The organism is Sphingobium sp. 15-1, from assembly GCF_013375535.1.
Classification (GTDB): Bacteria; Pseudomonadota; Alphaproteobacteria; order Sphingomonadales; family Sphingomonadaceae; genus Sphingobium; species Sphingobium aromaticivastans.
On record NZ_JABXJG010000001.1, the window covers coordinates 3,048,385 to 3,062,938 of the forward strand.

General features: G+C 64.9%; 12 protein-coding genes. 5 read left to right on the forward strand and 7 right to left on the reverse strand.

Annotation, left to right across the window (positions count from 1 at the left end; all coding sequences use genetic code 11):
- Nucleotides 1-9 precede the first annotated feature (9 nt).
- On the reverse strand, nt 10-1,314 hold the full coding sequence (locus HUK72_RS14585) for a sugar MFS transporter (protein WP_176597369.1): 1,305 nt from the start codon (nt 1,312-1,314) through the stop codon (nt 10-12).
- Nucleotides 1,315-1,444: 130 nt separating this feature from the next.
- Here HUK72_RS14585 and HUK72_RS14590 point away from each other — a divergent pair, with 130 nt between their 5' ends.
- From HUK72_RS14590 to HUK72_RS14600, 3 genes are all read left to right on the forward strand, one after another.
- Nucleotides 1,445-2,587 carry an aldose epimerase family protein gene (locus HUK72_RS14590; RefSeq protein WP_369805966.1) on the forward strand — a complete coding sequence of 381 codons (1,143 nt, stop codon included), beginning with the start codon at nt 1,445-1,447 and terminating at the stop codon, nt 2,585-2,587.
- A gap of 10 nt (nt 2,588-2,597) precedes the next feature.
- The gene (locus HUK72_RS14595; RefSeq protein WP_176597371.1) at nt 2,598-3,455 is read left to right on the forward strand and encodes an SMP-30/gluconolactonase/LRE family protein; all 858 of its coding nucleotides are present in this window, start codon (nt 2,598-2,600) and stop codon (nt 3,453-3,455) included.
- Nucleotides 3,456-3,671: 216 nt separating this feature from the next.
- On the forward strand, nt 3,672-4,886 hold the full coding sequence (locus HUK72_RS14600) for an IS701 family transposase (protein WP_176597711.1): 1,215 nt from the start codon (nt 3,672-3,674) through the stop codon (nt 4,884-4,886).
- A 154-nt stretch (nt 4,887-5,040) separates the two neighbouring features.
- Here the strand turns inward: HUK72_RS14600 and HUK72_RS14605 are convergent, their stop codons facing one another.
- The 6 genes from HUK72_RS14605 to HUK72_RS14630 form a co-directional block, all read right to left on the reverse strand.
- Entirely contained in the window at nt 5,041-6,030 is a 990-nt protein-coding gene (locus tag HUK72_RS14605; RefSeq protein ID WP_176597372.1) for a LacI family DNA-binding transcriptional regulator, read from the reverse strand.
- A 586-nt stretch (nt 6,031-6,616) separates the two neighbouring features.
- Nucleotides 6,617-7,939, reverse strand: coding sequence for a sensor histidine kinase (locus tag HUK72_RS14610; RefSeq protein ID WP_369805967.1), 1,323 nt, complete (start codon nt 7,937-7,939; stop codon nt 6,617-6,619).
- 198 nt (nt 7,940-8,137) lie between these two features.
- The gene (locus HUK72_RS14615) at nt 8,138-8,836 is read right to left on the reverse strand and encodes a response regulator transcription factor (protein ID WP_176597373.1); all 699 of its coding nucleotides are present in this window, start codon (nt 8,834-8,836) and stop codon (nt 8,138-8,140) included.
- Entirely contained in the window at nt 8,833-9,234 is a 402-nt protein-coding gene (locus tag HUK72_RS14620; RefSeq protein WP_066554317.1) for a PDZ domain-containing protein, read from the reverse strand. Before HUK72_RS14620 ends, HUK72_RS14615 begins: the two co-directional genes overlap by 4 nt.
- Nucleotides 9,235-9,307: 73 nt before the next feature.
- Entirely contained in the window at nt 9,308-9,598 is a 291-nt protein-coding gene (locus tag HUK72_RS14625) for a hypothetical protein (RefSeq protein ID WP_176597374.1), read from the reverse strand.
- 97 nt (nt 9,599-9,695) lie between these two features.
- The gene (locus tag HUK72_RS14630; RefSeq protein WP_176597375.1) at nt 9,696-13,025 is read right to left on the reverse strand and encodes a glycosyltransferase; all 3,330 of its coding nucleotides are present in this window, start codon (nt 13,023-13,025) and stop codon (nt 9,696-9,698) included.
- Nucleotides 13,026-13,607: 582 nt separating this feature from the next.
- Between HUK72_RS14630 and HUK72_RS14635 the strand changes: the two genes are divergently transcribed.
- Nucleotides 13,608-13,778: a hypothetical protein gene (locus HUK72_RS14635; protein WP_176597376.1), complete on the forward strand. Its 171-nt coding sequence runs from the start codon at nt 13,608-13,610 to the stop codon at nt 13,776-13,778.
- A gap of 103 nt (nt 13,779-13,881) precedes the next feature.
- Complete coding sequence (locus tag HUK72_RS14640; protein ID WP_176597377.1) at nt 13,882-14,475, forward strand: nitroreductase family protein; 594 nt, start codon at nt 13,882-13,884, stop codon at nt 14,473-14,475.
- Nucleotides 14,476-14,554: the final 79 nt, after the last annotated feature.

Below are 14,554 nucleotides of genomic sequence, written 5' to 3' on the forward strand. Positions count from 1 at the left end.
TCGGCTCCGTCACCCGATCTGCTGATCGGGCAGCGCGTGGGTCGGCTTCGATCCCCACAGCGCGTAGAACAAGATGTAAAGCTCGCACAGCGCGGTCAGCAGGAAGCTGGTCTGCAACCCGAAATGGTCCGCCAGATACCCCTGCACCACCACCAGCGCGCCGCCCGCGATCGCCATGATCAGCAGGCCCGATCCTTCCTCGGTCAGCGGCCCCAGCCCCTTGATGCCAAGGGTGAAGATGGTCGGGAACATGATCGAGTGGAACAGCCCCACCAGGATCAGCGACCACATGGCGACCGGCCCATGGGCAAAGACGGTGGTTATCATCACGACGAACGCACCGATCGAGAAAGCCGCCAGCACCTTGCCCGCGTCGAAGCGTTGCATGATCGCGCTGCCGGCAAAGCGGCCGACCATCATCCCGCCCCAGAGGAAGGTCAGGTAACGGCCCGCCTGCTCATGGGTGAGGTTGGCGATGCTGGGCTGGCTGACGAAGTTCACGAACAGATTGGCAACGCCGATTTCCGCGATCAGATAGATGAAGATGGCGGGAATGCCGAACACCAGATTGCGGTGCGACCAGAGCGAGAGATGCTTGCGCTCCTCCTTGGCGAGCCGGGAAGTCGATGCGCCCATGTCCGGCAGCGGGAAACGCGCGATCACCACGGCGAGCACGACCAGCACGACGGCCACCAACGCATAGGGCAGGACCACCGACTGGGCGTCGGCCAGGCGTTCTGCCTGGGTCAGCACGATTTCGCCCTGCGCCGTGCCGCCCTTCGACCGGCCGAGGATCAGATAGGCGCCGAACATCGGGGCCAGCATGGTGCCCGCCGAGTTCATCGCCTGCACCAGATTGAGCCGCGAGGAAGCGGTTTCGGGCTTGCCGACCACCGCGACATAGGGGTTCGCCGCGACCTGGAGCAGCGTGATGCCGCTAGCGATGACGAACAGCATGACCAAAGTCACGCCATAGGAGGGGATGGACGCGGCCAGCATCATGCCCAGCGCGCCCGCCGCCATGATCAGCAGGCCCGTCACCATCGACCTCTTGTAACCGATCCGCTCGATCAGCTTGGCCGATGGGATGGAGGCGAAGAAATAAGCGATGAACCAAACCGATTCGATCAGCGTCGTCTGGGTGTAGCTGAGTTCGAACACGCTGCGCAGATGCGGCAGCAGCGTATTGTTGATGACGGTGATGAAGCCCCACATGAAGAAGAGGCTGGCCAGCAACGTCAGCGCAGGGCCATAGCGCGTGCCGGGATTATAGGCCGCGGCGGGGGCCGCGGTAGAGGAAATGGGTCCTGCCATTCATCCTTCTCCGGAAAAGTCGAGATGAAGCGCCGCCGGAACAGGGTTGCGCCCGATTATTATGTAGGAGTATATCCCTGCCCACGGCGCGTCAATGGCGTCCGGGAGGAACTGCATGCGAAAGGCCTTTATGAACAGAACGGTTTTGGCAACGTTGTCATACGGTGCCCTCCTCCTATTGACAAGCGCTCCCGCCCATGCGGCGGAAGCCAGCCGCGCGCCCGCAGGCAAGCTGGCCGACGGCACGCAGATCGAGGCGATCACGTTGAAGAATGGACGGGGCGTGTCGGCCACCATCCTGACCTATGGCGCGACGCTGCAGAAGCTCGCCGGGCCGGACCGCGACGGAAAAGTGGCCGATGTGCTGCTCGGCTATGACGATCTGGCCGGCTATGTCGACCATCCCAATTATTTCGGTGTGACCGTGGGCCGCTACGCCAACCGCATCGCTGGCGGCAAGTTCACGCTGGACGGCAAGAGCTATCAGTTGCCGCTCAACGACAAGGTGAACACGCTGCATGGCGGCGGCAAGGGATTCGACAAGCAGGTGTGGAAGGTCGTGTCGCTGAAAAGCGGGCCGACCGCGACTTTGGTCCTGTCCCTCACCAGCCCCGACGGCGATTCGGGCTATCCGGGCCAGCTCGACGCCACGGTCACCTATACGCTGGACGAGGCGGGCAATCTGGGCATCGCCTTTGACGCGAAGACCAGCAAGCCGACCATCGTCAACATGACCAACCACGCCATTTTCAACCTGGCGGGCGAGGGATCGGCGGACGGGGCGCTGGGCCATATGCTGACGATCCCGGCCAAGGCCTTCACCCCGGTCGACGCCAATCTGATCCCGACCGGCGAACTGAAGCCGGTGGAAGGCAGCCTGTTCGATTTCCGCGCGCCGCGCCGCGTGGCGGAAGGCATTCGCGACGGCCGCGACGCGCAGATCGTCGCCGGGCGCGGCTATGACCATAATTTCGCGCTGGACAAGGGCGCGACCAAGACCCCTGGACTGGCGGCGCGGCTGGAAGATCCGGCTTCGGGCCGCGTGCTCGAAGTGCTGAGCACCGAGCCGGGCGTGCAATTCTACGCCGGCAATTTCCTCGACGGCACGCTGGTCGGCAAGCAGGGGCATCTCTACCGCATGGGTGACGGCATCGCGCTGGAGCCGCAGAAATTCCCGGACTCGCCCAACCAGCCCAACTTCCTGTCGGCGCGGGTCGAGCCCGGCAAGCCCTATCATCACCAGATGATCTATCGCCTGTCGGTCCAGCGCTAAGGGGCTGACTATGGCTGAATGGTGCAAGATCGAGCGCGAGGCGCGCGACACGCTGGGCGAAGGGACGTTGTGGTCGGCGCGGGAGAATGCGGTCTACTGGACCGACATTCTTGGCAAAGCGCTCAACCGGCTGTCGCTTGATGACGGCGCCGTTCAGCGCTGGGCCATGCCTGAACCGCTGGGCTGGGTGGTCGAGCGGGTGGGCGGCGGCTTCCTCGGCGGCTTCCAGAGCGGCTTTGCCCGGATCACGCTCGATCCGCTGGCGATCATGCCCTTGGGCGATCCGGAGCCGTATCTACCCGGCAGCCGTATGAACGACGGCAAGGCCGACGCCAGCGGCGCCATCTGGTGCGGTACCATGGACATGGCCGAGGAGCAGGATGTGGGCGCGCTCTACCGCCTCGATCCCGACGGCCGTTGGGCGGTGATGGACAGCGGCTATCGCGTGCCCAACGGCCCGGCCTTCTCGCCCTGCGGCCAATGGCTCTACCATAGCGATACGGCGCGGCGGATGATGTATCGCTTCACCCGGACGGCCGATGGCGGCCTCGCGGATCGCCAGCCCTTCATCCGCTTTACCGAGGAGGATGGCTATCCCGACGGCATGACCGTGGATGCGGAGGGGCATCTTTGGGTCGCGCATTGGGGCGGCGGCCGGGTGAGCCGCTTCACGCCGGACGGGAAGCTGGACCGGTCGATTGCGCTGCCGGCGAAACAGGTGACGAATATCTGCTTCGCCGGGGAAGCGCTGGACCGGATGTTCGTCAGTTCGGCGGCGACTGGTCTGCCCGAGAGCAAATATGACGGCGCGTTTTTCGAGGTGTTTCCTGGGGTGCGGGGTTTGCCGGCCTATCTCTATGGGGGTTAGGCGTTAGGACCGAAATTGGCCGATAGGAGACATAAGCTGCCTTTGCCACACACGTCATGCTGAACTTGTTTCAGCATCCATCGTGCCCCACAGACGGCGGAATGTGGGGAGAAATGGATGCTGAAACAAGTTCAGCATGACGGCTATGGTGAAGGCAGCTTCCCACCCTAACATTACAGTTGCATATTGATTGAAACTCTGAATCAATGGGTCTCCATGGTAAGGAGGCCGTGGATGACGGGTACATCGATTGAGACCACGCTGGAGCTATGGGCATCGTCGCTTCGCGACGTGAAGGCTCGTATGCGCGGCTTGTTCACGCAGGAACGAGTTGCAGCGTCAGCGAACCTTTTCCTGGATGGTGTGCTGGGCGACGAGCGTCGTAAGACGGGTTGGATGCGCGCTGAGGCGGCGGGTGATCCGGGCCCCTGGCGACAGCAAGCTATTTTGGGCCGGGGGCGCTGGGACGCGGACGGGCTTCGCGACATTGTGCGGGAGTATGTTGTCGAGAACCTCGCCACACAGGAGGCAGTTCTGGTCATTGATGAGACCGGATTTCTCAAGCAGGGCAAGGCGTCCTGTGGTGTTGCGCGTCAATATACCGGCTCGGCGGGCAAGATTACGAACTGCCAGATTGGTGTGTTCGCTGCCTATGTGTCGGCGCGGGGTCACGCCTTTATCGATCGGGCGCTCTATTTGCCCAAGAGTTGGACGAGCGACCCGGCAAGGCTGGCCGCCACCCACGTTCCCGAGACGGTCGCCTTCGCCACCAAGCCAGCTTTGGCTGTCGATATGATACAGCGCGCGCTGGCAGTGGATGTGCCCTTTTCATGGGTAGCTGCAGATGCGGTGTACGGCGTCGGAGACATTGAAGGCGCGCTGCGCCGAGCCTGCAAAGGCTATGTCCTCGGGGTTAAATCCGATCACCATTTCGGCTCATGGGCAGGAAAGCCCCCGGTTGCAGGCACGGCGGAAGAAATCGCGCGTGACCTTGCGCCTCATGCGTGGCAGCGCTTGTCCGCTGGCGAGGGGACCAAGGGCGCACGGCTTCATGACTGGGCTTACTGTGAACTCGCCGATCTCGAAGCCGATGAATATGATGAGACGAAATCGGGCCTTTGGACCCGCGGTCTTCTGATCCGCCGCAATATCAGCGACGGCGATCTCGCTTTCTTCACAACCTGGTGTCCCGCCGGGACAGACATCCAGGCGCTTGTGTCCGTCGAAGGCCATCGCTGGGCAATCGAAGACGGCTTCGAAACCGCCAAGAACGAACTCGGCCTTGACCACAACGAAACGCGATCATGGCATGGCTGGCACCGCCACGTCTCGCTCGTGATGCTCGCCTTCGCCATGATGGCGGTGATCCGGTATCGCGCAAACGACGCAACGCCCCCAAAAAGACTGAGGATGCCGACCATCAGGATCTGATCCGATGGTCGATCCAGGAAGTCCGACGGATCGCCAACAAGCTTGCTCAGCGCCGTATCCGGCCCGCCTACATCATCGCTTGGTCATGCTGGAGACGAGCGCATCAGGCTGCAGCACGGCGCGCTCATATCAAATCAAAAATGCAACTGTAAAGCTAAACCGACACAGGCCCCGAACTGTCGCGCTGCACCAGCCTGAAGGTGAAGTGCGGCGTATCGCCAGCCCCTCCCGCCAGCGCATCGATCACCGCGCTTCCCATCGCCTCCAGCGGTTGGCTGACGGTTGTAAGCGGCGGCCAGGCGGTAAGCCCGGCGGGCGTATCGTCGAAGCCGACCACCGACACATCCTCCGGCACGCGCAGCTTCAGCCGGTGCGCGACGGTCAGCGTGCCAAGCGCCATATCGTCATTGGCAGCAAAGATCGCCGTCGGGCGCTCGCTTTGGGCCAGCAGACGCTCGCCCGCCGCTATTCCCGATTCGAAATCGAACGCGCCTTCCACGAACAATGCCTCGTCCAGCGGCAGGTTGGCGGCGGCCATGCCGTCGCGAAAGCCCTCGACGCGCTGCATGGCGGCCTTGTGGCTGGCGGGCGGGGTGATGACGCCGATGCGGCGATGGCCCAGGCCGATCAGATGATCCGCGACCATCCGCCCCGCCGCGCGTTCGGGCGTGGGGATGTTGAAACTTTCCGCCATCACCGACCCGGCGATGCGGGCGCAGGGCAGCTTCAGTTCGGACAGGCGCTGGAGCAAGGGCGCGTCGTCCGACAGCGGCGGCACCAGGAAGACGCCGTCGGGCCGCAGCGCCGCGACCAGCCGGTCCAATATGGCGAACCGCTCCTCCCCCGCCAGCGGCATCGGCTCGACCACCAGATGATAGCCCATGTCCCGGCACCGGTTCGCCGCGCCGGACTGGATGCCGCTATTATAGGAGGGGGCCGGGTTGTTGTAGAGGAAGGCGATCATGAAGGACCGCCCGCCAGCCAGCCGCCGCGCCGACTGGTTGGGCCGGTAGCCAAGCTGGCGGATCGCCGCCGTCACCCGATCGCGCAGTTCCTCGCTGACATTGGGCGCCTTGTTGACCACGCGGGACACGGTCTTGATCGATACGCGGGCCAATGCCGCGACGTCATGGATGCTGGGCATCAGCGGCGACGGACGGAGGGAAGGACAGGCATATTCCGCTCTTGCCATGGAAGGAGGGCGGAGGAAACAACGTTTACCCGGAATATCGGCCGCTCCCAAGGCTTTGATTCATGCCGCTATCGTAAAAATGTCTGTTCCTGACCGCCTTGCCAGGATGCGAACGTGAAAAATGACCTTGATCCCATGGGGGCAAACGTCTAGAGGGATGAGACAACGTTGTCATGCTCTCCAAGCAAGGCAACGGCTGTCATCCCGGGCGGGGTCTGATGAACTGCACGCGTCAGGCCATCGTCCGGGATGCGCTTTCTTGAGTGCGCTGCGTTAAATCTGACGCAGGCTGCGCGCTCTAAGTTTCTGTTACCGCATCGTTTTAAGTAGATAACCGGCGCCCACTTTTCATAGGCTGTGTCGGCATTCAGCTACAAAATATAAGGGACGTCATGCTGAACTTGGTTCAGCATCCATTGTGCCTCTACCCCCTACGGCTCATGGGGAGAAATGGATGCTGAACCAAGTTCAGCATGACGATTTGGAATAAAGCTGGAGCTAATCGTACGGATACGAAATAGCTGAATGTCGACCCGTCCTATGGCCGCTGTAAAATCAGCATGACCTTCAGGCCAGGGCGGTTGTCCGCCAGCGTCACGGTGCCATGGTGCAGTCGCGCTACCGCCTCCACCAGCGACAGGCCCAGCCCCGATCCGGGCTTGCTGCGCGCCGGGTCCAACCGGCCGAAGCGTTTGAGCGCGGCGGCATGGCTCTCCGCCGGGATGCCGGGGCCGTTGTCGGCCACGCAGATCAGCAGATGGCCATCCTGCAACGCGGCGCTCAGCGCGATGCTGTCGCCGCCCTCCGCATAATAAAGCGCATTTTCGATGAGATTGGCGAGCGATTGGCTCACCAGTTCGCGGTGCAGCGGAAAGACCAGCGTTTCGGGCGCGGCAATCGTCAGGGCGAAGCCGCTATCCTCCACCAGCGGGCCATAGACTTCCCCCACGTCGCGCAGCAATTCCGCGACATGGGTGTCGCGCAGCAGGTCGCCGCCAAAGCCCGCCTCGGTTCGGCTGATCAGCAGTGCGGTGGTCAGCATGGACCGCAGCGTCTGCGCCTCATGATGCACCTTTTCCAGCGCGTCGAGCGCGGTGTCATCCCCCGTCTGGGCGCTGGCCTGCTCCACCACGGAGATCAGCCGCGTCACCGGCGACTTCAGGTCATGCGCCAGCCCGTCGGTCATCATGCGGAGCTGCGTCACCAGCGCGTCGATCCGCTCCAGCATGGCGTTGATCGATGCCCCAAGCCGGTCGAAGGCGTCGCCGCTGCCGTCTGTCGGCACCCGCCGGTCGAGCGCGCCCACCGCGACATCATTGGCGGTCTGCGCGATGTCGGACACTTGCCGTGCCAATATGCGGCCCAGCATGATGGCGATGCCCAGCGCCAGCACCAGGCTCATGATGAAGGCGACGCTCAGCGCCTCCTCATAGATGCGCGCCAGTTGCAGGCTGTTGGAAATGACCATGCCGGTCAGCAATTGCCCGCCGCCCTTCAGCTTCACGGGGATGACGCCGATCGGCTCCGGCTCGTCGCGGCCGATGCGGTAGAGCGATATGATCCGCCAGCGTCCGTCGGCGGACAGGCTGGCGGGCCAGGCGCCCAGATTGCCGCTGACCGGGCGCCCCGCCGCATCGGTCTGCAGCAGCACGGCGCGTTCCCCCTCCACACCGCGGAAGCGGCGCGCGATTTCGCTGCGCAGGGCCGCCGCGCCGCCGCTTCGATGGAGGGCGAGCAGGTCGTCGCGGGTATCCTCCACCGCCTGCTGGTCGGCGGCGACGACGGTGCGCTGGCTCGCCTGCTGGACGAACAGCAACACGCCGCCCGTCACCAGGAACTGGCAGAGGAAGGCCAGGCCCACGAACCGCCCGATGGTCGAGCGGGCAAAGGCGAACCAGCGGCGGTTATAGAGGGTCTTAGGGATTGCTAATGGGCCTTTTTGGGTGGAGAGCGGACATATCTAGCCGGAACATACTCCGTGCTCCTGCCTTCGCAGGAGCACGGAGCGCTTAATGGCTGGATATGACCAAAAGCTGTAATGGCCACCTCCCCACACGCCCTAATTCTCCGGCCCCAGCCGATACCCCATGCCGCGCACCGTATGCAGCAGCGGCCTGGAACCACCGGCCTCGCCGCCTTCGTCCAGCTTGCGGCGCAGGCGGCTGACATGCACGTCGATGACGTTCGTACCCGGATCGAAATGATAATCCCACACCCCTTCCAGCAGCATGGTGCGCGTCACCACCTGATCGGGATGGCGCAGGAAGAATTCCAGCAGGCGGAACTCGCGCGGTTGCAGGTCGATGGTGCGCGATCCCCGCTTCACCCGGCGGGAGAGCAGGTCCATCTCCAGATCCTCATGGCGCAAATTGGTGACGACCGCGCTGCCGCTGCCACCCCGGCGCAGCAGCAACTGCACGCGGGCCAGCAGCTCGGCAAAGGCGAAGGGTTTCACCAGATAATCGTCGGCGCCGCTGGTCAGCCCCTCCACCCGGTCCTCCGGCGTGCCGAGCGCCGACAGGATGATGACCGGGGTCTCGATCCCTGCGGCGCGCAGGGCCTTCAGCATCGCCATGCCGTCCATCGCCGGCATCATCCGGTCGAGGATGATCGCGCCATAGCTGCCGTCGCTCGCCAGGAACAGGCCATCGCGGCCATTGTCCGCCCGGTCGACGGTGAAGCCCGCCTCGCTCATGCCCTTGGCGACATAGGCGGCGGTGGCGGCGTCATCCTCCACCACCAATATCTTGTGGCTCATCGTCCCCCTTCCGGCCGGTCCAGCATCACCACGCGCATGTGATCCGCATGTTTCAGCCCCAGCGCTATCCGTGGCTGGGGATGGTGTAACAGATAGGCGCTGGCCTGATCCAGCGAACTGATCGGCGTGCCGTTCAGGCTGACCACGCCGTCCCCGACGCTGATGCCCAGCCGCGCCGCCTGGCCGTCGGTTTCCATGCTGGTGACGATGACGCCGGGATGACCGTCCGTCAGGGTCACGCCGGGGAGGGCGCGGGCCTTGGCCGCGGCCGCTTCGAAATGGCCGTCGGTGGCGCGGCGCAGGTGCAGGAAGAAGGCGCCGCTCATCAGCAGCGCGCACAGGGCAAGCCCGGCCAGCAGCAATCCGGTGGCGTTCCTGTCGATCGAGCGCTTTGCCATCCGCCTCACTCCCCCGTCTCGCAAGGGCCGGGGAAGGATGTCGGGAGTCCATCCTTCCCCGGATGTGCTGACGTCAGGACGATTTCGGCGCGGGCATGGTCTTCATTGCGTGATGGGTGGCATGGGTCATGTGATGTGGCCGGTGATGCGCTGCCATCCTGTGGTGGCGTGCCGGTCCGTGACGGGCCGGATGCATGGCGGCGTGGTGCATCTTGTCGTGCGACGAGCCCATGCATTCGTCCGTCACGCTTTTCGAGCAGGGCGGATAGGATTTGGGCGCGCTGGATGCCGGCTGCGCCATGGCGCCCGTGCCCAAGCCTACGCCCAGACCCAGGGCGACGAGAGGGAAGATCAGATATTTCATGGATCGTCTCCTTCACTTTCCGGCGGCATGACATCTGCCTTTCTGCCGCCGGATGAAGGATGATGCGCATGGGGAGCCAAGTCATGTTAAGCTTTGTTCATGCCCCGGACGGAACGGGCGCGACGGCGACCCGCCCGGTCCGCTCCAGCTTGCCCCAGCCCACGACCCAGCCGCCAATGGCTGAGGCGATGGCCCGCACCACCACCCAATACATGATCTGGCGATAGACGAAGCGCTGCGCGACCAGCAGATGCGGCGGATAGCCCACGTCGCGATTGTCGAGCGCATAGGCGACCCAGCCGCAGAGCACATCGATGCTGGTGAAGGCCAGCCAGTAAAGCCCCATGGTCCACACGTCGTTGCTGGTCTGCGCCCAGCCATGCTGATGCACCCGGACGATGGTGCCGATGATCGAGGTGACGAGCGCCAGATCGATAAGGGGGGAGATGGCGGCGAACAATATCTGGAACAGCCAGGCTTGCGGCAAACCGACCAGAGCAAGCCCCGTGGGCCGCCGATCGCGCAGGATGCGGCGATGCTTCCACAGGCATTGCAGCGTGCCGAACGCCCAGCGATAGCGTTGCTTGGCGAGCGTCCTGAAGCTTTCGGGCGCTTCGGTCCAGGCGACGGCTTCGGGATCGTAGGTGACGCGCCAGCCCGCCCGCTGGATCGCGATGGTCAGGTCCTGATCCTCCGCCAGCGTATTTTCGGGATAGCCGCCCACCGCGTCCAGCGCCGCCCTCCGCCACGCGCCGACCGCGCCCGGCACGACCGTCATGGCGTCGAACCCGGCCAGGGCGCGGCGCTCCAGATTCTGCGCGGTGATATATTCGACCGCCTGCCAGCGAGTGACGAGGTTGACGCGATTGCCCACCCGCGCATCGCCCGCCACCGCGCCGATGGCCGGATCAGCGAACCAGCGGGCGAGGCGGCGGATCGTCTGCGGCTCGAACTGGGTGTCGGCGTCCAGCGCGATGACGATCTCGCCCGCGGCCTCGCGCAAGGCCCGGTTGAGCGCCGAAGCCTTGCCACCATTTTGCAGCGTCAGCAGCGTCACGCGGGGATCGCCGGCGAAGGCTTGGGCGACGATGGCGCTGGTGTCGTCCTTTGACCCGTCATCCGCAACGATCAGTTGCAACGCGGGATAGTCGCTTGCCAGCACGCGGCGCACCGACGCCTCAATCACCCGCGCTTCATTATAGGCGGGGATGATGACCGAGACGGTCGGCTGGTGTTCCGGCGGCACGATCCGCTCACGCCGTTCCTGGAACCAGGCGAGCAGGGTCATCAGCACCGCGCGCGCCAGCCCCAGCGAGATCGCGACATAGAAGACCCAGCCAAGCAACGCGGAAAGCAGCGCCAGCGCCACGAACACGGCGACGTCGACGCGCACCGCCAGCAGGTCGCTGGCCTTCACCGGCGGCATGGCGGCCTCCTCGGGAAGCCCGGCAAGCTGCGACACCGGCACGAAGCGATAGCCCTCCGCCCTGAGCTGCGCGATGATGCGGGGCAGCGCCTCGACCGTCTGCGACCGTTCGCCGCCACCATCATGCAGCAGGATGACGTTTTCGGACCGGTCGGCGTCGGCCGCATGCACCTGGTCGATCACCTGCCGCACGATGGCGTCGGTGCCAGGTCGCTGCCAGTCATTGGGATCGACGTGCAGGCCGACCACCGTATAGCCCAGCTTCTGCGCCGCCAGCGCCGGTTCCAGTTCGTCCGCCGTGGTCGGCTCCGCATCCCCGAAATAGGGCGCGCGGAACAGCCGCATGCCGCGCCCGGTATAGGCCTGCACCAGCCGCTGCGTGGCGTTGAGCTGCAACCGGGTCGGTTCCTCCGACCAGGTGGCCAGGTTGGGATGGTCGTAGGTATGGTTGCCGATCTCATCCCCGTCCGCGACGATCCGTTGCAGCAGCCCCGGATGCTCCAGCGCATTCTCCCCGATCACGAAGAAGGTCGCGGGCGTGCGCGTGCGTTCCAGCACCTTCAATATCTTCGGCGTCCATGTCGGGTCCGGCCCGTCGTCGAAGGTCAGCGCCAGCATCTTGCGGTCCTGCCCGCCGGTGCGCTGGACCTGATAGGGCGTCGGCAGCGCGCCGTAGCTTTCATGCTCGATCGTCCCCTGCGGCCCGAAGGCGACGGCGCGATGGCCCTCCGTCGGCGTGGCGGTGATGCGCAATATCTCGCCCGATCCCTCGACATCGGTGGTGAGCGTGCTGGCCATGGTGCTCAGGTTCGGACGGCCGCCAGTGCGCCAGGCGGTCAGATCCGCCCAGATGCCGGGGTCTTCACTGCCCAGCCGCCACAAGGCGACGCTCTGGATGCCGAGGCGCTTCAGCACCAGCAGTTCGTTCCAGCTCGCGGCGGCGTCCAGCATCCAGATCTGGTGGCGCTCCCCTGCCTCGTCATAGGCGAAGCCCGCATTGCCGCTCGCTGCGTCGTAGAGCGGGCGCGCATCGCTGTCATGCGCGGCCAGCCAGGCCTCGTCCAGCGACAGAGCGTCGGCGGTGCTGCTGCCGTTCGCGCCATGCCAGTCATAGGCGTAGCTGCCGAGCGCGACGACGATATGGTCGGCGCCGATCTGCCGCAGCGCGACCTGCGCTTCGCGCGCGAACCAGTCCTGCGCGGCGATCGGGCCGGGCCGGCCGCCCTGCCAATGCTGGTCGTAATCCATCAGGATCACGCGGTCCGCCAAAGCGGCGAAGCGGGCCAGCGGCCAGCCTTCCTCGCCAGCGGGCACGGTCAGCGCGATCTTGGCGCCATGCGGCATGGTGGCGCGCAGCATATGGAGAAAGCGCAAATAGGCAGGCATGGCGCTGGCCGGCAGCGATTCGAAGTCCATGACCACGCCCGCCTCATGGCGCCTGGCGACATAGGCGCCGAGTTGCCGGGCGAGCGCTTGCGCGGCGGCGGGATCGCGCAGCAGTTGCGCCGCGCCCGCGCCGTTCCAGCCGTCCTGCCCCAGATTCTGCACCATCGGCAGCACCTTGGGCGGATGCGGCATGGCGGCGATCATCCGGTCGAACGCCGGATCGGCCGCGAGATGGAGGGGCTTGCCGGACCCCGCCACATTGACCAGCGCGGGCACCACCCAGTCGAGCTGCCCGACATGGCGGCGCAGCGACGCGATGCTGCTTTCCTCGCCCGGTACGTAGAAGCCGACGTTCAGGGGCTTGGCCTGCGCATGATGCCTGCCCCAATGCGGCAGCCATCGGGCGATGTCCCGCCGCAGGTTGGAGATGCCCGACAGGCGCGCCGCATGCGGCTGGGGAAGCGGCAGGGCGAGGTCGCCCTCAGAAGGCACGGCGACCAGCGTGGTCGCGAAGGCGATGGCGGCGAGCAGGATCAGGAGCAATCCGCCCGCGAGCAGGCGCCGCGCCCAAAGCCCCCTGCGGCCGGTGGGATCGAAGAAGATCGGTCTGCTCATGGTTCGCTGCTGCTGCCCTGTTTTCCGGGCCAGCCTTTACGCGCCGCCCCCCGCCGGGCCGATGAGCCGTTCATGAAATATTGGTCATGTAGGGCGTGGGGAACCTATCCCCTCGCCCCAACGGGGTTGGCCAGAGGCGCGTGAATCTGGCCGAGGTTGCGCAGACTTGGCAGCTTGCTGCCTAGTCGTAGCTGGGAGAGGGGGCTGATGCGATGCCCCAGTTCCGTCCCGTCCGCCTGGTCCAATTCGGAATGCCGGAAATTGGCCAGTTGCTGCCGTTAAGTTGGCCTATCCCTCATTCGTCATGCTGAACTTGTTTCAGCATCCATTTCTCCTCGCATTCTGTCGTCAGTGGGGCGCGATGGATGCTGAAACAAGTTCAGCATGACGGCTGTAGTGAGGACAGCTTCCTCCCATCGACCAGCCGAACAATCCCACGCCGCCCGGAGCGGATGCCGATCCGACTGCCTCGCTCGGGCAGCGCCAAGCTTTTCTACCCCCTTGCTCAGCAAAGCTTGAAAGACAAATCTCTACCTGCAAACTAGATAAGAAGCCACCTCGAGTCGGCAGGGGAGAGAAGAGATGGAATGGCGCTCGGCAATCGGTCGGCATTGGGGTCGCTGGAGCGACGCCATGAAGCGCGAATTGCTGCGCGAGCCGGACCGTATCCTGCTCGATCGCGGGCCTGACGCCGTCGCGCCCGCCGCTCAGGACAGGGCGGAGATATTGGAGCCCTCGCTCGACCTGCGGTGAAAATGCGCGGGCGGGCTTGTCCTTCCCCGCTCCGTTTCCAATATCGCGACCACTGTCCAGACGGCTTTCCTGCCGCTCCATCCATGGCTTTTAGGGAGATTCTATGTCAGCCACCGCCCGCGCCGTGACCCGCGCCGTCGAACCGCTTTTCCTGGACCGCTGGTCGCCGCGCGCCTTCGATTCCTCCGTCATCCCGCAGGAGGATCTGGACACGATCTTCGACGCCACCCGCTGGGCGCCCTCCGCCTTCAACTATCAGCCCTGGCGCCTGCTCTACGCCACCCGCGACAGCGCCGACTGGAGCCGTTTCCTGGGCGTGCTGCTGCCCTTCAACCAGAGCTGGGTGCAGAACGCCTCGGCGCTGGTCTACATCCTGTCCGACACGCTGATCGCCGCGCCGGGTTCGGAAGATTTCAAGGCCTCGCACAGCCACAGCTTCGACGCGGGCGCGGCCTGGGCGCTGCTGGCGCTACAGGCGACGCGGCTGGGCTATCACAGCCACGCCATGACGGGCATAGAGTTCGACAAGGCGCGGGTGGAACTGGGCGTGCCCGACCGTTTCCGCATCGAAGCCGCCGTTGCCATCGGCCGCATCGCGGACAAGTCGATCCTCCCCGAAGCGCTCCAGGCCCGCGAAGCGCCGAGCGGCCGGAAGGATATTGCGGAGTTCGTCACGGCGGGCAATTTCCCGGCGTAAAAGCAGCCTGAGTTTCAATCGTCATGCTGAACTTGTTTCAGCATCCATTTCTCCCCACGCGCCGAGGCTCTTGGGGCAC